Here is a 20,040-nt window from a genome sequence, read left to right as displayed (position 1 = left end):
CAGGGATCCGCCGTGCTGGTTGTCGGAAAAGGAGCCGCTAGTGGGAAAGAGGAGGGTAAATTTTCAGCGTTGCTGGCTCCCCGTCAGCCGGATTGGGTTGCATCGCAGGGGTGTCGAAAGAGTCAACTGCGGTCCAAAGCTGTTGGACTTGGGTGAAAAGGGCGTTTATTCTTCCTATACGTTGTTCAGAATAACATTGTTCCGCCAACAATCAATTCGGTAGATATTGAACCTGAATATAGGGATATATTTAACTTGACGTTACACCAATCACAACAACGGCAAGTGAATTACGCAATGAGTAATACTTTTGGTTTTGGCGGACACATTGCCACAAGTATTTTTAAAAAATATGCTGAATAGAGAGTAGGTGCTAACTTCGGTTTGCTCGTGTTGGCGCTAAATCGAAAGTTCAAGTATCCCAACATGTTCCTTCGTATAGAAGTTAAAAGTTGGCAATTATCGTAGAACAACCTACAGACAACACCAATATGTAACCGATAAATAATTACAAAATATGACCGACAGAGTAAACATCATCAATAACTACATCGATGGATACAACCAATTTGATATCAAAAAAATGGTTGCAGACCTTGACGATAATATTGTTTTTGAAAACATTCAAAATAATGATATAAGTTTATCGCTGAAAGGGTTAACAGCGTTTAAACAACAGGCAGAAACAGCAAAAACATACTTTGCAAAGAGAACACAGACAGTTAAATCGTTTAGGCATTTTGACAACAGCACTGAAATAGAAATTGATTATACAGCAATTTTAGCAATTGACTTTCCGAACGGCTTAAAAAAAGGGCAAAAGCTAAAGTTATCAGGAAAATCCGTGTTTGAATTTAAAAAAAACAAAGTGATTAAATTGACAGACATTAGTTGACATTAAAACCAGCGAACAAGAATATGACTTTACTAAAACATAAAAAAATTACAATAATTGGTGCCGGGCCTGTTGGATTAACAATGGCGAGATTGTTACAGCAAAACGGCGTGGACATTACAGTTTACGAGAGAGACAAAGACCAAGATGCAAGGATTTTTGGTGGGACACTTGATCTGCACAGGGATTCGGGACAGGAAGCAATGAAAAGAGCGGGATTGTTACAAACTTATTATGACTTAGCTTTACCAATGGGTGTAAATATTGTTGATGAAAAGGGCAATATTTTAACCACAAAAAATGTAAGACCCGAAAATCGTTTTGACAATCCTGAAATAAACAGAAATGACTTAAGGACTATCCTATTAAATAGTTTACAAAATGATACCGTCATTTGGGATAGAAAACTTGTTACCCTTGAACCTGATAAGGAGAAGTGGATACTAACTTTTGAGGATAAATCGAGTGAAACAGCAGATCTGGTTATTATTGCCAATGGTGGAATGTCTAAAGTAAGAAAATTTGTTACCGACACGGAAGTTGAAGAAACAGGTACTTTCAATATACAAGCCGATATTCATCAACCGGAGGTGAACTGTCCTGGATTTTTTCAGCTTTGCAATGGAAACCGGCTAATGGCTGCTCATCAAGGTAATTTATTATTTGCGAATCCTAATAATAATGGTGCATTGCATTTTGGAATAAGTTTTAAAACACCTGATGAATGGAAAAGCAAAACGCGGGTAGATTTTCAAGACAGAAATAGTGTCGTTGATTTTCTCCTGAAAAAATTTTCCGATTGGGACGAACGCTACAAAGAACTGATTCGTTTGACATCATCTTTTGTAGGGTTAGCGACACGAATATTTCCCTTAGATAAGTCTTGGAAAAGTAAGCGTCCATTACCCATAACGATGATTGGAGATGCTGCTCATTTGATGCCTCCTTTTGCAGGACAAGGCGTAAACAGTGGGTTGATGGATGCCTTGATATTGTCGGATAATCTGACCAATGGGAAATTTAACAGCATTGAAGAGGCTATTGAAAATTATGAACAGCAAATGTTTGCTTATGGCAAAGAAGCACAAGAAGAATCAACTCAAAACGAAATTGAAATGTTTAAACCCGACTTTACGTTTCAGCAATTGTTAAATGTATAAAATGGAATAAAACGGCACATAACAAACAAATTGGCAATAGAGCCGGTGAAGTACTTCTATTGAACTTTTGTGCAATGTTGAAGATTAGTAATTCTATTCAACATTTGTGCTAAAAGTCGGCTCCATCGCCAATTTGCCAAACGTTATGTGTAATTTTAGCCGCAAACGCAGTTAAAACAAAAAGGCTCCGAATTTCGGAACCTTCTTTTTATCATTTCATTTTTCTAAAAAACTTGTACAACAAATCGATTTTATTTGAACAAAGAATTGGCATTGCTTCAAAAAGGGTTTCTTCATCCCATTCCCACCATTTCATTTCCTGCAATTTTTGGATGTCATCATCACTAAATCTCTTTTTTATCAATTTGGCTGGATTTCCCCCTACAATTGAATAAGGTTCAACATCTTTTGTAACCAAAGCACGACTGCCAATAACAGCTCCATCTCCTATCTGAACTCCTGGCATTATCATAGCTTCACTACCAATCCAAACATCATTCCCAACAACTGTATCTCCTGCTTTTTGAAATCCATCTTGGCTTTTACTGAAAACATCAAATTCAGACATATAAAAAAATGGAAAACTGGAAATCCAATCATATTTATGACCTTGATTACCTGCCATTATGAAACTTGCACCGCTCCCTATTGAACAATAAGAACCGATAATTAGTTTATCGACATCATTCCTGTCCGGAAACAGATAACGAGCACAATCGTCAAATGAATGACCGTGATAATAACCAGAATAATAAGAATATTTACCCGAAATTATATTGGGATTAGTTATGTGGTCTTTGATTATTTTTCCTTTAAAAGGACTTTCGAAGTAATTTTTCATTATTTAACATATTTAATTTACAATAAGAGACAATAAGGAAACGAAGAATAATACTAAACTATTCTCTTCCTATACGTTGCGTAAAGTAAATTTGCTAATCTGATAATTTCATCTGACAAAGATACTAAAAAACTACACATAACATCGCATTGGCAAAATGGCGGGTTAAGTTCAAAATTCAACTTTTGTGCTTTTTATTCCGCCGAATGTGTCCCACATTCAGCTTTTTTTTAATAATTTAGCTTCTGTGGAAACACATCGGCTACGTCACTGCTAAATTGAACTTTCGGTTCAATTTATCCGCCACTTCGCCAATGCGTTTCCCGTTGTTAGCAATCCGCTGCGCTCCTTGCTAACAATGGCTCGGCGACTTACGTCGCTTGCCGTAAGCCGCCGCTTCGCGGACTGCTTACAACAAGCGACTTGGCTAAATAGCTCCGCTTTTGTATCTTCGATACAGCTTCGCTACTTCGCCAATTCGCCGAGCCATTAGCGGGCATTGTAGAGCGACACCCATCCCTGACAGACAAACCAAAATCAACTATCCTTAAATTTTGAATCAAACATTTTAGGTAACTACCAAAAAAATATATTATCTTTGTTGTCAAGATAAATGGTTAACAAGATTTATGCCTGTCAAAGAAAAAATCATCAACTTAAGGAAATTGAGCCAACTTTATGCCTACACATCTATTCAAATGCACGAAAGCATTGGTAGAAAAATTGGACTGACTGGCACTGACCATAAATATTTAGGTTTCTTAATTCAAAAAGGTCAAATGACAGCAGGTGAACTTGCCCTACTTACAGGGTTAACAACAGGTTCGGTTACAGGGCTAATAGACCGGTTTGAAAACAAAAAACTCGTAAAAAGACAGCCCGACAAAACTGACAGGCGGAAAATAATCATAGTTCCCAATATTGATAGAATAACAAAGTTGGTTACACCATTTTATAGTAACTACCAAAACAAAACACACGACCTTTTTGTGTCATTCAATAGTGATGAATTAAACATTTTAGAAAAATACTTCCACAAAGCATTGGAGTTGATGAATAAAGAAATTGAAAAAGTAAACGAGAAACAATAAGAAATAACTATGAACACAACCAAAATAGAAGATAAAGCCGTACTTCATATTCCTACACCGTTTGCTCAAACCTATTTTCACGGAACAAAGGCTGACTTGAAAATTGGCGATTTCATTCAAGTAGGTTTCAACAGTAATTATGAAGAAAACAGAATATTAAAGCATATTTATGTTTCGGCTACACTGAATACTGCAATATTAGGAGCAGAACTTGCTTTGGGCAACGGACGTGAAAGGATTTATTTAGTAGAAGCAACAGGCGACATAGAAGATGACCCCAACGTAACGGACAAAAAATTTCCTGGTAATCCCACAAAATCCTATCGTTCGAAACATCCTTTTAAAGTTGTTGGAGAAGTAACCGGTTGGCACGGACATACCCTTGAAGAGATTAAAGCTATGAAAGATGGACTGGAAAAACTTAGAGAACAAGGGAAGAATGTTATTATAGACTAATGAATAAACAATTATTATTTGACATAGAACAACGACCCGCTAACATGGTATTTGCAATAGCACGACTGACGGAAGTAATTGAACATTTGTACTACTATCAACTTTTGTGCATATTTTCGGCTGACGGTTTTCAAATGCCGTGCCATCGCAAATACCCAAACCGTTGGTGGCAAGGCTAAAAGACACAGCAAATGGACATCAGTAAAGACGTAAAAAATCAACTTGACAAATATTTTGGAAATTATACTACCACACAAATTTCAGGTGGTTCAACAAATGCTGAATTGTTCAGGGTTACGACAGATGAATCAAAGAGTTTTATTCTCAAAAAACAAATTTATAGTAACCATAATGTAAACCTCAAATACGATTATCAAAATTATTTATGGCTTGACGGAAAAATTCCAGTTCCTAAGATTATTTTTTATGAACAATTAAGCGACTTTGAATTGTTATGTATGACGGAACTGCAAGGAAAAACTCTTGAATATTATTTTGATAAAATAGAAACTGAAGAAATTATTAAGCAATATGCAATATCATTGAAAAAACTTCATTCTTTGAAAATTGACAATACTGCGTTGGTTCAACACCTTGACTTGAAAATTTCAAAAGCAAGATTTAATTTAGATAGTGGGTTAATTGATCTTACAGACTTACAACCCGAAAATCAAACTTACAGCCCCGAAGAACTATTTGTGAAATTATTAAGCATAAAGCCATCAGACTATGAATTAGTGTTTACACACGGAGATTACTGTTTTGACAACTTAATTTTTGACAATCATAACTTAAGTGGTTTTATAGACATTGGCAATGGAGGTATAACAGATAAATATCAAGATATTGCACTTGCTGTTAGAAACATACGAGATAATTTTAGACCAGAAATGGTTGACATATTTTACAAGGTATATGGACTTGATAAGCCAAACAAAAATAAAATAGAGTTTTATATATTATTAGACGAGTTCTTTTGAAAGAAGCCCAGCCACCAACATCGTATTGGCAATAGTGGGGCTGATAGTTATAAATTCAACATTTGTGCTTCTATCGGGCATTAGTGCAAATGTTGGGCTGACGTTTTTCAAATGCCCCACCATCGCCAATACGTAACCGTTAGTGGCAACAAAAACAAACGATAATTAGACAATAAATGAAAAATATTTTATTTGTAGTTTTTATTTCAATGATATTTTTATTTGTTTGCTGTAACACAACAACGAATAAAAACATAATTGAAACAGAAATTTCTGATTTTGACAAAATTTTAGATAGTTTTCAAGTAAATGGTTCAATTCTAATTTATGATAACGACAAGAATACTTTTTACTCAAATGACTTTGATTGGGCTAAAAACGGAAAATTACCTGCATCAACATTCAAAATTCCAAATTCTATAATTGCTGTTGAATTAGGCATTATTGAAAATGATACAACTATTTTAAAATGGAATGGCGAGCAGAGAAAAATGGATATTTGGGAAAAAGATTTATCATTTAAAGATGCTTTTAGAATTTCCTGTGTTCCTTGCTATCAGGAAATTGCAAGGAAAATCGGAACAATTAAAATGAAAGAATATTTAGAAAAATTTGAGTATAAAAATATGATTTTTGACAGTTTAACGATTGACAATTTTTGGCTTGAAGGAAATTCAAAAATATCTCAAAAACAACAAATCGACTTTTTAAGGAAATTCTATTTTTCAAAATTTCCAATTTCTGATAGGACAATAAAGATTGTCAAAAATATTATGGAAATTGAGCGAACTGAAAATTACATTTTAAGCGGTAAGACTGGATTAAGTTCGATAGAAGAAAAATATAATGGTTGGTTTGTTGGTTATGTTGAAACAAAATCTAATGTTTATTTTTTTGCAACAAATGTAATTCCGACAGACGGATTGAATGTTGATGATTTTATTTCATCGAGAATTAATGTAACAAAAAATGCGTTAAAGCAAATGAATATAATGAAATGATAAATGCCACTAACATATGGTAGCCGATAATTGCCGGCTTTCGTGCCAACTTGATACTTTGGTGCTTTTAACGAACCGAAGTGCTAAATTGATACGAAAGTGCTGTAAATCCGGCAACTACGGCTACCATTTTTCGTTATGCGGCAGCTTAAAAGACGACACCAAACCAAAAAAATCATCTTGACAACCACCCGACTTTGAACTACGAAGGATGAAATTTTTCAGGGACAACTTCCAGCATTTCCAAAAAACAGTTTACCCATTGACTTGGAGACAAACAAACAATTTGAGCATTAAGGTTTAAACCGAATTTTTCCGAAATTGACCTGACCTGACTTTTCCTGAAAATCGACTTTAAAGCTGTTTTTACAGATAAATCAGGTTTCTCTAACAGACAGGAAATAAATGCTAAGTATTTGGCTTTAAACTTAAAATCAAAAAATAAGTGTTTTCTTTTAATGTTTAACAGGGCTGATTTGACAGTTGGCGGTGGCAAGAAACTTTCAGGACCTACCTCATAGACAAGTTTCAAATCAAAAAAAGTATGATAGAAAACGGTATATGGATTGTAAAGCTTCCTCGAAAATAACTTTTGTGTAGGTTCTAACTGAAGGACAATGGAACCTCCCAGAAAATTTCCAAGACTCTCAAACATCAGGATTTTGAAAATATCGGAAGTAATGCCATAAGGAATATTTGACACCACTTTGAAAGGAAATTTCGGAACTGCAAAATTCCTAAAATCACAACCGACAACTTGAACATTTCGGGCATCAGAAAATAATTTTCGTAAATGTTCAACCAAAGCTGTGTCGTTTTCAATAGCAACAACATTGTTGGCGATTTTTAGTAAATGAACAGTAAGAAACCCCTTGCCTGCCCCAATATCTAAAACCGTATCCTGATTACTTATATTTGCTTGTCTTATTGCATCTTTTATTAGCACTTTATCAATAGTAAAGTGCTGACCCGTAAAACGAACGGGCAATTTCTTTTTTGTCATTAGTAACTTCTTACAGGTGAATACTTGAATTCAAATCACAGAGAAGTGAATAGACAGTATTACCCGACAGAGCAACTACGACAAAGCAATGCCATCAAAAAAAATGACAGCACACACAAAGCATAGACTGATTGTCTTGCCCTAAAAGATTGATTGGAATTTATTCAGGACTGCCTATCACTTAGATAGAAGTCCAAGGTCTGCTGAAATACATAATTCAAAAATTGAAATTGCTTGACTGCAAATTTAGTAACTTTGCTTGACAAATTAACGAGAAAGAAGAGAAAATGAAAGCCGACCGCATAACATCACCTATACGCAAGCAGGGGGTTCGTGCTTCGTAAGACAGGAAAGTGGTAAATTTGAAGTTCAGTTCTTCGTAGGAAGTTCAGTGGTTAAAATCCCTGCCTGCGTATAGCTGAGAAACGTTATGTGTAATTTTAGCCGCAAACGCAGTTAAAACAAAAAGGCTCCGAATTTCGGAACCTTCTTTTTATCATTTCATTTTTCTAAAAAACTTGTACAACAAATCGATTTTATTTGAACAAAGAATTGGCATTGCTTCAAAAAGGGTTTCTTCATCCCATTCCCACCATTTCATTTCCTGCAATTTTTGGATGTCATCATCACTAAATCTCTTTTTTATCAATTTGGCTGGATTTCCCCCTACAATTGAATAAGGTTCAACATCTTTTGTAACCAAAGCACGACTGCCAATAACAGCTCCATCTCCTATCTGAACTCCTGGCATTATCATAGCTTCACTACCAATCCAAACATCATTCCCAACAACTGTATCTCCTGCTTTTTGAAATCCATCTTGGCTTTTACTGAAAACATCAAATTCAGACATATAAAAAAATGGAAAACTGGAAATCCAATCATATTTATGACCTTGATTACCTGCCATTATGAAACTTGCACCGCTCCCTATTGAACAATAAGAACCGATAATTAGTTTATCGACATCATTCCTGTCCGGAAACAGATAACGAGCACAATCGTCAAATGAATGACCGTGATAATAACCAGAATAATAAGAATATTTACCCGAAATTATATTGGGATTAGTTATGTGGTCTTTGATTATTTTTCCTTTAAAAGGACTTTCGAAGTAATTTTTCATTATTTAACATATTTAATTTACAATAAGAGACAATAAGGAAACGAAGAATAATACTAAACTATTCTCTTCCTATACGTTGCGTAAAGTAAATTTGCTAATCTGATAATTTCATCTGACAAAGATACTAAAAAACTACACATAACATCGCATTGGCAAAATGGCGGGTTAAGTTCAAAATTCAACTTTTGTGCTTTTTATTCCGCCGAATGTGTCCCACATTCAGCTTTTTTTTAATAATTTAGCTTCTGTGGAAACACATCGGCTACGTCACTGCTAAATTGAACTTTCGGTTCAATTTATCCGCCACTTCGCCAATGCGTTTCCCGTTATGTGAAAGAATAAAACGGCACCTCCAAAAAGAAAGTGCCGTTTCGAAATTAAATTTATAAATTCTCAATCCACTACTTCTGAAACAGTTGATTTTTCTATTAGAAAAATTCCGTCAAAAGCTTCTTCTATTTCAGTTTTTAGGCACATCGAATCAAATCGAATCTTATTACAATTTTTTAATTCCGTACTTCTGTTCATTAGTAAACAGCATTCTTTTCCTCCAAATTCTTGCATAATAAATTCAACAGAATCCGACTCTGGAAAATCAAGTGGAAATTTATCAACCCTAAAGCCAAATTGATAATCATTATCAGGATACAATGCCGCAGTTTCTCCACGTAGATTAGTTATTGCAAATGCTTTATATTTTTCTCCAAAAGTCATCGAAAGTCTTTGCCCCATTGGATAACAACTAATAAATCCATCAAAATCTACCGGAGTTTTTTGAATGTGAGCATTGTGGGCAACCAAAATAATCTTTTTACCAAGTGAATTTTTCAAAAACCAATCAATGCTTTCTGCCATATACTGGTCTTTTGCTCCCATATCTCCTTCAATTCCCCTTTCAGTAATGAAACTTTCCATAGCATCAGCATTATAATTCATATAAATCAAGCCTTTAACTTGATGAACTATCGATTGAAATTCTAAACTTTCTAATTTTGGTTGAAGAGTAATCAAACGAATGTAAACTTTTAATAGCAATGCTTTTAATTCATTATGTTCAGCTTCATCAAAAAGCGATAAATTTAACGCAAGCTGAGAAGTCGAATAGAAATCAAATTTCTCAGCAAGATTTAAAATCTTCTGTAAGACATCAGAAGAAACGATTGAAAGTCTTTGCAAATAATCAGATACAATACGAAAGTTTGGAAAATAAGAACCTCCATTTTTAGGAATATCCACACCTAAAAAGGTAATTTGATTATTATTGTCTTGATTATACCGACGAAGCCATAGCAAAGTATCTTTAAACTCATTTGGATAATAAAAGTGTGACAGTAACTTATCCAAATCGTCGAATGGAATTTGTGATTTTATCCACTTATCAACTTCTAATCCTTCAGAAAAACCAAACTCAAATGCCAAGGTGTCAAAATCACATTCAGTTACTAAAAACTCAATAACTTGATGCCTGAATGTAAAAAACTCTTTTATGAAATGTGCGTTTTCGCCTAAACCAACAATTGTAGAAGAATCAAAATATTCTCGAAATCGAAAAAGACTTTGTTTTATGGATGTATTATTTTCCGAATTAAACGGAAAAGTTAAGGGTTTTATATTTTTCATTATTACCTTATTTTAAATTAAAAATTAACGTACCAAATAGCAACCGTCTCAAAAAGACGATTTAATAATTTACTTTAATTTTTAATTACCAAGGCTTGCTGAAATACATAAAATGTGAATTATTTGAATACAAAGATACTAAAAATTCCTTCACATAACATCGCATTGGCAAAATGGCAGGTTAAGTGCTAAATTGAAAGTTTCTGCATTTTATTCCGCCGAATGTGTTCCACATTCGCTTTTTATTTGTAAGTTAGCTCTGTGGAAACACATCGGCTACGTTCTCGCTAAATTGAACTTTTTGTCCAATTTATCCGCCACTTCGCCAATGCGTTTCCCGTTGTACGACATAGTAAAACCGAACCAAACAAAATGAAAGTCAGAGAAGAAAAGTTAAGAACAATTATAGAATGGTCGGAGAAAAACGAAGATGTAAGAGTTCTTCTTCTGACAAGTTCACTTGTAAATCCTTTAGCACTTGTTGACGAATTTAGTGATTTAGACATTGAATTTGTTTTTGAGGATAATACAAATTACATTTCAGACAAAAGCTGGACGCTTAAATTCGGAAATCCAATTGCTATGATTGAAGAAGACGAAAGTTGTTTTAACCATAAACACGCAATGAAAATGCTACTTTATGAAGACGGTGTGAAAGTAGATTTTAAACTTTACAGCAAATCAAAATTTATAAAGGAAACGCAAGAGAAAGAATTACCAGAAGATTGGGATATTGGTTATAAAATTTTAATTGATAAAGATGGTATTACAAAGCAAATGCTGAAACCAACTTATCAAATTTCCATTATCAAAAAACCGTCTGAAAAAGAGTTTCAAAATCTAATAAACGATTTTTGGTGGGACACAACTTACGTGGCAAAGTGTCTTGTGAGAGATGAAATATTCTATGCGAAATTTATGTCGGAAACCGTTATTCGCACAGAATATTTAATTCCTTTAATTGAATGGCACATTGCAAGTGAACACAATTGGAACATAACGACCAATAAATATGGACGGCTTTTCAAAAAGTATCTTAACCAGGAAATGTGGGCTAAAACAGAACAAACATTTTCAGGGAGCGATATAAAGGAAAATTGGACTGCTCTATTTTCAATGACTGATTTAGTTTCAGAAATAGGAACTGAATTGTCAAAAAAATTAGAGTACAAATACCCGGATAAATTAGAAAATGACATACGAAAATATTTAGCTGGACTAAAACCCAAAACATAACTACGTCGTACAACATCGTATTGGCAATAGGCGGGCTGAACGGCTTCGTATCAACGGAAGTGCAAAATTCAACTTCTGTTCTTCGATTAAAGTTCAGTGCTAAAAATCCCGCCCATCGCCAATACGCGGCACGTTACCTATAATTCTTTTAACAAAATATGGAATATAACAAAGCACTAAAATTAATTGAAGAGAAATCTTATTTGATTGGCAAAAAAGTCAAAGGAAAAACTATTGATGAGTTAGTGATTTATCCTTCTGACGATGACGCAAAAAAGAAATTTAAAGAAATTTATATTGCAACTCTTGATGCTGATAAAGCAATTGAACCATTTAAAAAATTTGATGTAGATGTTTCCGTAATAATAGCAAAAGATAAAATTAGAGCTGGTTTTTTCTTTTCAGAAAATATTAATGAAGTGGAAAGATTAATTTCAGAAGATAAATGAAAGATTATTATAAAATTATAGGAGTAAGCAAAACAGCTTCCATTGATGAAATTAAGAAAGCATATAAAAAGCTTGCATTTAAGTATCATCCAGATGTTTCTACGTTATCTAATAGTCATGAAAAATTTATTGAAATTTCAGAGGCATATGAAATATTATCTGACGAAACAAAACGTAAAAATTATGATAACTTAAATAAATCAGATTTTTCGGAATCACCTCATTCAGAAAAATATACAACTTACCAAAAACATAAAAAAGAAGCAGAAAGAAAAGCTGAACAATATTCTAAAACAGATTTTAAAAATTTCAAATCATCTGTTTTAGACACAATGTATAAGGTATATGATAATTCAAAAAAAGGAGCTCAATTTGGTTGCGGTCTATATTTTGGTTTGACGTTTATTGGAGCATCAATATTTGGCATTTTCAAATGGTTAGAATATTGGGTAAAAGTTTCAAATGGAGAAAAGGAAATTGAGTTTTGGCCAATAGTATCAATAACTTGGATTTTACTTTTTGGTTATTTAGGATATAAAGGTGTGACTGGTTTATTTGATAATTAGAACTATAGGTAACAGCAGTTACAAGAAATTGCTAGGCTTGGGATTTGTAAGAATTTGTAATTGTTGAATCAAAGTTTTGTCTATATTTGTAATTGACAGTGAATGAAGTACACAACTTCTTGTAGCTGCGAAACGTTAGCTGATAGTGTATTTGAACAGAACGTAAAAAAGAAAAATGACGAAAAACGACAGACATAAAGACGCTGAAATATTTGCCGAAATTTTAAGAAAAACAAAACTTCCGAACGAAATTACTATTGGAAAATTTATTCTAAAAGGAACAAAAGGTGTAAAAGATAAAATACAATATAATCAAGATGGATTTGAAAGCTTACAAAACGAACACGAATACACTTTTCCTATTTTAGATGGGAATTTACAAGTTTCATTACAACTTTACGAAAACACGAGTAATTTTTATCGCTTATTTTGCTACACGAAAATTAATGGAAAAGAAGGAATGACTTTCTCTGTAAACTTAACAACAGAAAAAGAAAGTGATAACGTAATTTATCTAACTCAAAAAATAAAATTTTCCGAACAATATAAAGGTAGTGAAAAATTAGCTCAAGCTCATAGAAGACAAAAACAAATCGTATTTTGCGAACAACTTAAAAAACTTGGATTTGACGTAACAGACAATAACGATATTATTTTAGGAATATTTGACCCAACCAAAAAGCAACTTGTAAACACATCATTAGAAAAATTTTTGAATGATTTTATTGTGGTTTCAATTTTGAAAGGACATTTTCAAGGCAATAAAGGTTATCAACTTGAAATATTGCCAACTTATAATAAATTAGATTACATTTTTACAGGTAACGATGACGAAATAGAAAATTTACCGCTAAAAGTAATTGAAAACAAAACTAAACGAAATATTCCATTAGGAATGCGATACAAAGTATTTAAAAAAGATAATTTTAAATGTGTAGCTTGTGGAAAAAACGCAAATGATGGAGCTAAACTTCACGTTGACCATAAAATTCCATTTTCACTTGGAGGTTTAACCGAATTAAATAATTTACAAACTTTATGCAGTGAATGTAACTTAAGTAAAAGTAACAAACATATTGATTAATAACAACACCATCAGCTAACAGCAGTTTGGCAATATGGCGGGTTTTGGGCTTTTTTGGAAAGTTCTCTGTTTATCCAAAGTTTTGTTTATATTTGTGATGGTTTGGTGCTGAAAGTCCGCCACATCGCCAAGCTGCAAAACGTTGTAGGTAATGCAAAAAACCAGCCGCACATTAGGCACATTTGGTTTTTGCCAACACACAAAGCCAACGCTGAAAAAACCAAAAGAGCCTAATTTTGCCACCGCACGGACGGACAATACAATAAATGAAAACAGAACTCGAAATAAAAGACAAAACCAGACAGACCGAAGGACTAAAAATTGCTCCGTTCAGACAGCATATCAGAAAAACATCTCCACACAAACACAACAGTTATTTTGAAATAATTTACCTGACCAAAGGAAAAGGTTCCCACACCATTGACACCAAAGAATATGAAATAAAACCTCCTGTAATTTTCACTATCCGGAAAGAGCAGGTTCATTTTTGGGACATCAAAACAGAACCCCAAGGCTTTGTACTTATCATCAAAAAATCCTTTATTGATAACTGTTTGGACAACGACATCAAACGCCTGATTTCAGAATTGAGTGCACAAACCTGTCTTTTTCCCAAAGACAATACTGCTATTGACATTTTCAATATTTTACTAAATGAATATCAACAAAAGAAAAAACCAAATCAACCGATAATAGACGGACTGTTAAAAGCACTTTTGGCAAAATTTCTTGAATCAGCAACGCCAAATATTTCTAAAAACGGCAACAGCACAATCTTTCAAAAATTCATTGACCTTTTGAGCAAAGAAGATGAACTAACAAACAAAGTAAGCCATTATGCCAAATTGTTGAACACTACACCACAAAACCTAAATGCAATTTGCAGAAAAGAAACAGGACAATCTTCTGCCGAGATACTTTCAGAACACATCATCAATGAAGTAAAAAGGCTTTTGCTTTACACAGACATTACCGTAAGCGAAATTGCTCACAAACTTGATTTCAAGGACAATTCCCATTTTTCAAAATACTTCAAACGACACGTTGACCAAACTCCAGTGGGCTTTAGAAGCGACAACAACTAAATACCACACATTTTTCAAATAGACCATATTATTGGTTAAGTGTTGTATAGTTTTACGACATTAAAAACCACGAAATATGAAATGGTCAGTATCAATTATCGCTTTGCTTCTGCTTTGGTCTTGTGGAAACAATCAAGAGCAAAATGTACAAGGCAAATGGATAAAAGGAACGGAACAGGAAAAATTAAAAAGCATTGAAAACCAATTTAGGGGTTTTGATATGGCAATGGTAGAAACAGGCTACCGCTATCAGGAACTGTATTGGACAGGACAAGACGAAAATTGGGAATATGCCGACTATCAAATTGAAAAAATCCGAAAAGCGATTGAAAACGGCTTGGAACGAAGACCTAAACGTGCAAAATCCGCAGAACATTTCTTAACCGTAGCACTTCCAGAAATGGAAAAGGCACTTGAAAAAAGAGATACAGTCGTATTCAACAAAAATTTCCAAATGCTGACCAACAGTTGTATCAGTTGCCACGCAACGGAAAAAGTACCGCATTTTACAGTAAAGAAACCTCTTTACAGACAATCACCAATTCGCAAATAAGTATGTTTCAAAAAATAATTAGTTCAGACTATTCAAAAACCACCATCATTATTCGCTTAATGGTCGGTGCGGTTTTCCTTTCGGAAGGCATTCAAAAATTCTTATTTCCTGCTATTCGTGGTGCGGGACGATTTGAAAAAATCGGACTTCCGTCACCGGAATTTCTCGGTGCTTTTGTCGGCACGTTTGAGATTGTTTGTGGTGCGTTGATTTTACTTGGCTTGCTGACAAGATTGGCAAGTGTTCCAACACTCGTAATAATGTTGGTTGCCATTGCTACTACAAAATCAGAAATTTTAGTCAATGACGGATTTTGGGTAATGATGCACGGTAGCCGCACCGATTGGGCAATGCTTTTAGGAAGTCTGTTTTTGATAATTAAAGGTGGTGGAAAATGGTCGCTTGACTCGACATTTCAAAATAATAATTAAAAATGGAAAACGAACTAAAACGAGAACTAAAAACACCAGGAGCCATTTTAATGGGTTTGGGTTCAATCGTAGGGACAGGCATTTTTGTAAGTATAGCCATTGCTACCCAGATAGCAGGTAGTGGCATTATTATCGCAGTGGTAATCGCTGCTGTACTTGCAGCTTTCAATGGTTTAAGCAGTGCACAGCTTGCTGCTGCACATTCGGTGAGTGGAGGCACATATGAGTATGGAAACCGCTTTCTAAACTCTTATTTTGGATTTGCTGCAGGATGGATGTTTTTGATAGCAAAATCAGCGTCTGCTGCAACCGCAGTATTAGGGTGTGTAGGCTACCTATTTTATGCTTTTGGTGTAAACGCTGACAATGTGGGCATTGTAGGAGCCGGACTTTTGTTACTTTTTGTGATGACATTACTTGTTTCCGGTGGTATTAGGCGAAGCAATCAGGCCAATATAATTATTGTTTCTGCAACCTTATTAGGACTTGCTGCACTCGTAATTGTCAGTTTCTTTGTTAAGGGCTTTCCTGTTCAACCAATTGTTGACTCTGTAAAAGACACCTCTATTACATCAATTCTCTATGGGTCAGCTTTAATGTTTGTCGCATATACCGGATATGGGCGAATTGCAACACTCGGGGAAGAGGTTTCCGAACCACGTACTACAATTCCCAAAGCCATTATTCTTGCAATGGTAATTATTGTAATACTCTACCTTGCCGTTTCACTTACAGCGATAAATGTTATGGGAGCGGAAGCATTTGGTCTAAGCGTTGAGGGAAAAGCAGCGCCATTGATGTTAGTTGCTCAGTCACTTTCAGTACCTGTTATTGGCTCTGTAATCACTATTGCTGCCATTACTGCTATGTTAGGAGTAGTGCTTAATTTACTGCTTGGTTTGTCGCGTGTAATTCTTAGTATGGCACGGAGAAAAGACCTGCCTGCTAAATTGTCCAAAATAAATCACAAAACTCAAAGTCCCGCTGTAGCTGTTTGGGTGACAGGAGGTATAATTGGAGTATTGGTGTTAAGCGGAGATGTTGTTTTTACTTGGTCATTCAGTGCGTTTACAGTATTGATTTATTACGCTATTACTAATCTAGCGGCTCTGAGAATGCCTGCGGACTTACGCTTATATCCTCGTTGGATTCCCGCTTTTGGCTTATTTGGATGTCTGTTTCTCGCCTTTTGGATTGAACCCACTTTTTGGATTGGTGGTCTTGCATTATTAGGTGTTGGTTTGATTTGGCATTCAATTGCTTTAAAGTTGAAATCCCGAAACAAAGATTAATAAACGTCTAAAATAAAGCCTCGGATTATGTCTATTGACATTAATATCAAAGCCAACGCTCGACAGCCACACACATTGCCAAGCCGCTCGAATCAGCCGCACAATCCTAAGCTTGTCAATAAGTGTGTCTTCCCCAACGCACGGACGAAAAAGAAAGCACTACCTACAACATTGTATAAGCGTAATGCGGGCTGAGTGGCTAAAATTGAGTATTTTGGCATCTATCAAAGTTTGGTGCAGGTGGACAATGAATCGCTCCGAAATCCCGCACTACGCTTATACTTGACCGTCGTTAGTAAATCTTTTAAAATATTGTGAACCTATTCCAACAAAGTTATTCCATAAAATTTTGAGCCTTCAAAGCTCTAAAAATTTTACGGAAATAACTTTGATAAACACTTTTCAATTATTGCTTTTGACTCCACTCTTTGAAAGATTTAGCTGTCCTTGGATTTTTGTTAAAAAACTGATTTACATTTTCTAATTGATTTATTAATTGCCCCTTTTCTTTTTCTAAACGCTCATACTCCGATTTCTCAATAGTATTCTTAACAGCTAAATACATTGAAAAACCTGTTGTTAAAAGTAAAAAGATGTTCAATACAATCAAGTAGAATAACCTCTTTGAGCTAACAGCCTTGTGAACCTTCAAAAGCTCCTCATTATTTTTTGTTATCTCTCGATGAAATTGATCGAAGTCATTCTGTAAGCGTTGTCTTTGTTCTTTTTCTATCTGTCGAAGTTCAGCAACATTTACTGTTACTTTGATGTTACTTAATTCTTTGATGGTATCTAAATGAGTTTTTTTACTTTGTTTTATCGTGTGTTCTAATTGTATGACTTGCTGAAGTAATAGTTCTGTCATATCAGTGAGTTTAGGTTGGTTCTTTGCCATTGTTTATCTTTTTAGTGCTCTTCGTTTACGTTTTTTTTGTTCATCATCTTCATCGTTACCACTAAGTTGAAAAGCAGATAACAAACTAAATAAAACAGACACATCTGTTTTCCAATTCTGCATTTGTGGTTCGATTGCTTCTTGCTTAGTTAATAGTTTTTCTACTTCATTCTTTGACTCTGTGCTTGCTGTATTTTTAAATAAATCATTCAACTTCATATTTCGGTCAACTTCACTTGCTTTTAGGTTTGTATTAGTTGGTAAATGAATAAAGCGATATCCTTGAATATTCCCCTGTTTATTAATAGTTGGTTTAACCTCAATATCTTTTTCAAGCATTAATCGAATGTATTGTTGTAAATCTTTTGGTTCCTGTCTTAAAACTTCCCTATGAGCTGTTTTGATAGTGTTTTTAGCTATTAAGTTTGTGTTGTTAGCTCTTTGTTTCTTATTCTCGTTTTCTTGTCTTATAGACGTCCAACCGTATTTAAGTGCTATTTCGTGAGCAACTCTTTGAGCTTCAAAACCAATGTAATTATCTTTTAGAGCTTTGCCATTTTCATCTATGCGATTGGCGATGATATGAATATGTTTATGCTCTTTTTCTGTATGAACAAAAGCAATGAATTGAGCTTTGGTAGGATCGATTTGTAAACCAAGTAAAAACTCAACGGCTAATGCTCGTAAATCTCTATCGCTCATCTTTTGACTATCTACAATAGTTGGAGATATAACAGCCGATATTGTGTTGTTTTTACATCTGCTGTTTTGATTTTGTAGTATCTGCATCGTTTGAAACATATCTTTCGGAGTATCCCCCGAAAGATTGTTTCTTAATAGCTCATATCCCTTTTTATCATCAATTACGTAATTGAATAATGCTGTGCCACCAACACAAGATTTTGCTTTAGCTATCATAATTACAGTAGTTTTTGTAAGTGAGTCCGAATTAGATTAGCTGTTTCAATAGTGTGTTCTTTAACTCCTGTTGTATCACCAAGCTTAAAAAGGTTGCTTATTCGCCTAAAATTATCTGTGTATTTGTTCAGTAATTTGTAAACTTCAACTTCATCAGGAGTTAATTTATACGCTAAAGAATAGTCAAGTGCGGTGTTTCGGATGTACTCCGAAACGCTACAACCTACTTTTTCTGCTTTGTTTTTTATGATTAGAGCCTCTGTAAGAGTTACTCTAAATTCTATCTTCTTTGTTTTTTTCATCGTCTTACCCATTTTGCGACCTTCGGGAGAAAAACGAGTGGTCTTTGGTTGTCAAATTTCCAATTTGTAAGGACAAAGACACATCTCGATAATTCTCACGTCAAATCATTGCGGTTAATAGTTAGTAAATAATCATTCAAATCTTTGTGATTCTCGTACAGTTTTCGTCCATCAACAACGTTTGTATAGGTCTGAGCTACTTTTTGAAAGGCACTTTCTCCAGCTTTATCATTGTCGAAACAACAAATAATACTTTCATACTTTAATTCTTTGTACAAAGTATTATTGATACTTTTATCCATTTGTACATTGATACATTTATACAATTCCCCATTTGTACATTTGTACAAATAATTATTTGGTGTTTTAATTATTGTATTATTCAACATTGATACGGAATTAAGAATCAAATAATCATATTGCTTTTCTGCATTTGGATAAAGGGTTAAAAAGCTGATGTAATCACTCCAAGATTCAAACAAGACAATATGTTTACTTTTGTTATCAAAGTAGGTTACTGCCTTTTTTCCAAGACACATTTTTATATACACGTTTCTTAGTTCGAAACCATTTATGGTGGTATTGGGAAAACCAACAGCGTAATATGATTTGTTGTTTAGAGTATAGTGTACTTCCTTACAATAAGTTTGAGCCATTTTAAGGCTAAGATTACGCTCAGTGATATATTGTATCAAGTTTGGATGTGTTAATGGCTTAATCGCTTGAATTGTATATGTTGGTTCTTGAATAATGTTAGAACTCACAATAATTGGCTGATGAAAAGAAAAAGAATCGTTTTTGAGCAATTCTAAAGCTGATTTAATATCGCAATTATTGTACTTCATCACAAAATCAAGTGTTGTTCCACCAAAACCAGCAGAATGGTCATAAAACACGTTTTTATCAATATTCACTTTAAATGATGCTGTTTTTTCCTCTCTAAATGGACTTATATACCACCAATCAACTCTCATTATTTTGGTTGGGGTATGACCTAACTTTTTAAGTAAGTCTGTTAGGCTAATTTGTTTAGCTAATTCACAATTCATACGTTTT

Annotated in this window: 21 protein-coding genes and 1 pseudogene; 14 read left to right on the top strand and 8 right to left on the bottom strand. The window is 34.2% G+C overall.

The window, feature by feature from the left end; all coding sequences use genetic code 11:
* Positions 1–517: 517 nt before the first annotated feature.
* The gene (locus tag GQS07_RS08790; RefSeq protein WP_044502095.1) at positions 518–895 is read left to right on the top strand and encodes a hypothetical protein; all 378 of its coding nucleotides are present in this window, start codon (positions 518–520) and stop codon (positions 893–895) included.
* 23 nt (positions 896–918) lie between these two features.
* Positions 919–2,055 carry a tetracycline-inactivating monooxygenase Tet(X) gene (gene tet(X), locus GQS07_RS08785; protein ID WP_396022221.1) on the top strand — a complete coding sequence of 379 codons (1,137 nt, stop codon included), beginning with the start codon at positions 919–921 and terminating at the stop codon, positions 2,053–2,055.
* A gap of 211 nt (positions 2,056–2,266) precedes the next feature.
* Here the strand turns inward: tet(X) and catB (GQS07_RS08780) are convergent, their stop codons facing one another.
* Positions 2,267–2,896 (bottom strand): type B chloramphenicol O-acetyltransferase, encoded by a 630-nt coding sequence (gene catB / locus GQS07_RS08780; protein ID WP_010256763.1) that lies wholly within the window; start codon positions 2,894–2,896, stop codon positions 2,267–2,269.
* 629 nt (positions 2,897–3,525) lie between these two features.
* Here catB (GQS07_RS08780) and GQS07_RS08775 point away from each other — a divergent pair.
* The 4 genes from GQS07_RS08775 to GQS07_RS08760 all read left to right on the top strand — a co-directional run bounded on the left by GQS07_RS08775 (position 3,526) and on the right by GQS07_RS08760 (position 6,424).
* Positions 3,526–3,987, top strand: coding sequence for a MarR family winged helix-turn-helix transcriptional regulator (locus GQS07_RS08775; RefSeq protein WP_010257559.1), 462 nt, complete (start codon positions 3,526–3,528; stop codon positions 3,985–3,987).
* Between the two features lie 9 nt (positions 3,988–3,996).
* Complete coding sequence (gene arr, locus GQS07_RS08770) at positions 3,997–4,443, top strand: NAD(+)--rifampin ADP-ribosyltransferase (protein ID WP_010257556.1); 447 nt, start codon at positions 3,997–3,999, stop codon at positions 4,441–4,443.
* A gap of 191 nt (positions 4,444–4,634) precedes the next feature.
* The gene (locus GQS07_RS08765; protein ID WP_158210470.1) at positions 4,635–5,423 is read left to right on the top strand and encodes an APH(3') family aminoglycoside O-phosphotransferase; all 789 of its coding nucleotides are present in this window, start codon (positions 4,635–4,637) and stop codon (positions 5,421–5,423) included.
* A 176-nt stretch (positions 5,424–5,599) separates the two neighbouring features.
* Positions 5,600–6,424, top strand: a complete 825-nt coding sequence (locus GQS07_RS08760; RefSeq protein ID WP_004295324.1) for a class D beta-lactamase OXA-347 — start codon at positions 5,600–5,602, stop codon at positions 6,422–6,424.
* Between the two features lie 202 nt (positions 6,425–6,626).
* On the opposite strand, the gene erm(F) is transcribed toward GQS07_RS08760, so the two are convergent.
* The 3 genes from erm(F) to ere(D) all read right to left on the bottom strand — a co-directional run bounded on the left by erm(F) (position 6,627) and on the right by ere(D) (position 10,173).
* Complete coding sequence (erm(F), locus tag GQS07_RS08755; RefSeq protein WP_015431539.1) at positions 6,627–7,427, bottom strand: 23S rRNA (adenine(2058)-N(6))-methyltransferase Erm(F); 801 nt, start codon at positions 7,425–7,427, stop codon at positions 6,627–6,629.
* Positions 7,428–7,923: 496 nt separating this feature from the next.
* The gene (gene catB / locus GQS07_RS08750; protein ID WP_010256763.1) at positions 7,924–8,553 is read right to left on the bottom strand and encodes a type B chloramphenicol O-acetyltransferase; all 630 of its coding nucleotides are present in this window, start codon (positions 8,551–8,553) and stop codon (positions 7,924–7,926) included.
* Positions 8,554–8,946: 393 nt separating this feature from the next.
* Complete coding sequence (ere(D), locus tag GQS07_RS08745; protein ID WP_009040233.1) at positions 8,947–10,173, bottom strand: EreD family erythromycin esterase; 1,227 nt, start codon at positions 10,171–10,173, stop codon at positions 8,947–8,949.
* Positions 10,174–10,545: 372 nt separating this feature from the next.
* On the opposite strand from ere(D), the gene GQS07_RS08740 reads away from it, so the two are divergent.
* The 8 genes and pseudogenes from GQS07_RS08740 to GQS07_RS08705 all read left to right on the top strand — a co-directional run bounded on the left by GQS07_RS08740 (position 10,546) and on the right by GQS07_RS08705 (position 16,869).
* Positions 10,546–11,409 (top strand): aminoglycoside 6-adenylyltransferase AadS, encoded by an 864-nt coding sequence (locus tag GQS07_RS08740; protein WP_003013318.1) that lies wholly within the window; start codon positions 10,546–10,548, stop codon positions 11,407–11,409.
* Positions 11,410–11,567: 158 nt separating this feature from the next.
* On the top strand, positions 11,568–11,858 hold the full coding sequence (locus GQS07_RS08735) for a hypothetical protein (protein ID WP_158210469.1): 291 nt from the start codon (positions 11,568–11,570) through the stop codon (positions 11,856–11,858).
* Positions 11,855–12,046 (top strand): annotated as a pseudogene (locus tag GQS07_RS13855) (DnaJ domain-containing protein); the annotation flags it as partial. The gene GQS07_RS08735 and the pseudogene GQS07_RS13855, both read left to right, overlap by 4 nt.
* Before the next feature lie 553 nt (positions 12,047–12,599).
* A complete protein-coding gene (locus GQS07_RS13690; RefSeq protein ID WP_199269093.1) occupies positions 12,600–13,508 on the top strand; it encodes an HNH endonuclease in 909 nt (302 codons plus the stop codon).
* A gap of 266 nt (positions 13,509–13,774) precedes the next feature.
* Positions 13,775–14,593, top strand: coding sequence for an AraC family transcriptional regulator (locus GQS07_RS08720; protein ID WP_158210467.1), 819 nt, complete (start codon positions 13,775–13,777; stop codon positions 14,591–14,593).
* Between the two features lie 76 nt (positions 14,594–14,669).
* Positions 14,670–15,146 (top strand): hypothetical protein, encoded by a 477-nt coding sequence (locus GQS07_RS08715; protein WP_158210466.1) that lies wholly within the window; start codon positions 14,670–14,672, stop codon positions 15,144–15,146.
* A gap of 2 nt (positions 15,147–15,148) precedes the next feature.
* Positions 15,149–15,577: a DoxX family protein gene (locus tag GQS07_RS08710; protein WP_158210465.1), complete on the top strand. Its 429-nt coding sequence runs from the start codon at positions 15,149–15,151 to the stop codon at positions 15,575–15,577.
* A 2-nt stretch (positions 15,578–15,579) separates the two neighbouring features.
* Positions 15,580–16,869: an APC family permease gene (locus GQS07_RS08705; protein ID WP_158210464.1), complete on the top strand. Its 1,290-nt coding sequence runs from the start codon at positions 15,580–15,582 to the stop codon at positions 16,867–16,869.
* Between the two features lie 406 nt (positions 16,870–17,275).
* Here the strand turns inward: GQS07_RS08705 and GQS07_RS08700 are convergent, their stop codons facing one another.
* The 4 genes from GQS07_RS08700 to GQS07_RS08685 form a co-directional block, all read right to left on the bottom strand.
* Complete coding sequence (locus GQS07_RS08700; protein ID WP_006260877.1) at positions 17,276–17,764, bottom strand: hypothetical protein; 489 nt, start codon at positions 17,762–17,764, stop codon at positions 17,276–17,278.
* 3 nt (positions 17,765–17,767) lie between these two features.
* Complete coding sequence (locus tag GQS07_RS08695; protein WP_006260876.1) at positions 17,768–18,682, bottom strand: relaxase/mobilization nuclease domain-containing protein; 915 nt, start codon at positions 18,680–18,682, stop codon at positions 17,768–17,770.
* Positions 18,683–18,684: 2 nt separating this feature from the next.
* Entirely contained in the window at positions 18,685–18,984 is a 300-nt protein-coding gene (locus tag GQS07_RS08690) for a plasmid mobilization protein (RefSeq protein ID WP_006260875.1), read from the bottom strand.
* Positions 18,985–19,079: 95 nt separating this feature from the next.
* A complete protein-coding gene (locus GQS07_RS08685) occupies positions 19,080–20,033 on the bottom strand; it encodes a toprim domain-containing protein (protein ID WP_158210463.1) in 954 nt (317 codons plus the stop codon).
* Between the last annotated feature and the right edge of the window lie 7 nt (positions 20,034–20,040).

It is taken from the genome of Myroides phaeus, assembly GCF_009799805.1.
Classification (GTDB): domain Bacteria; phylum Bacteroidota; class Bacteroidia; order Flavobacteriales; family Flavobacteriaceae; genus Flavobacterium; species Flavobacterium phaeum_A.
Note: the sequence above shows the minus strand (reverse complement) of the source record. Positions and strands in the feature narration are given on the sequence as shown.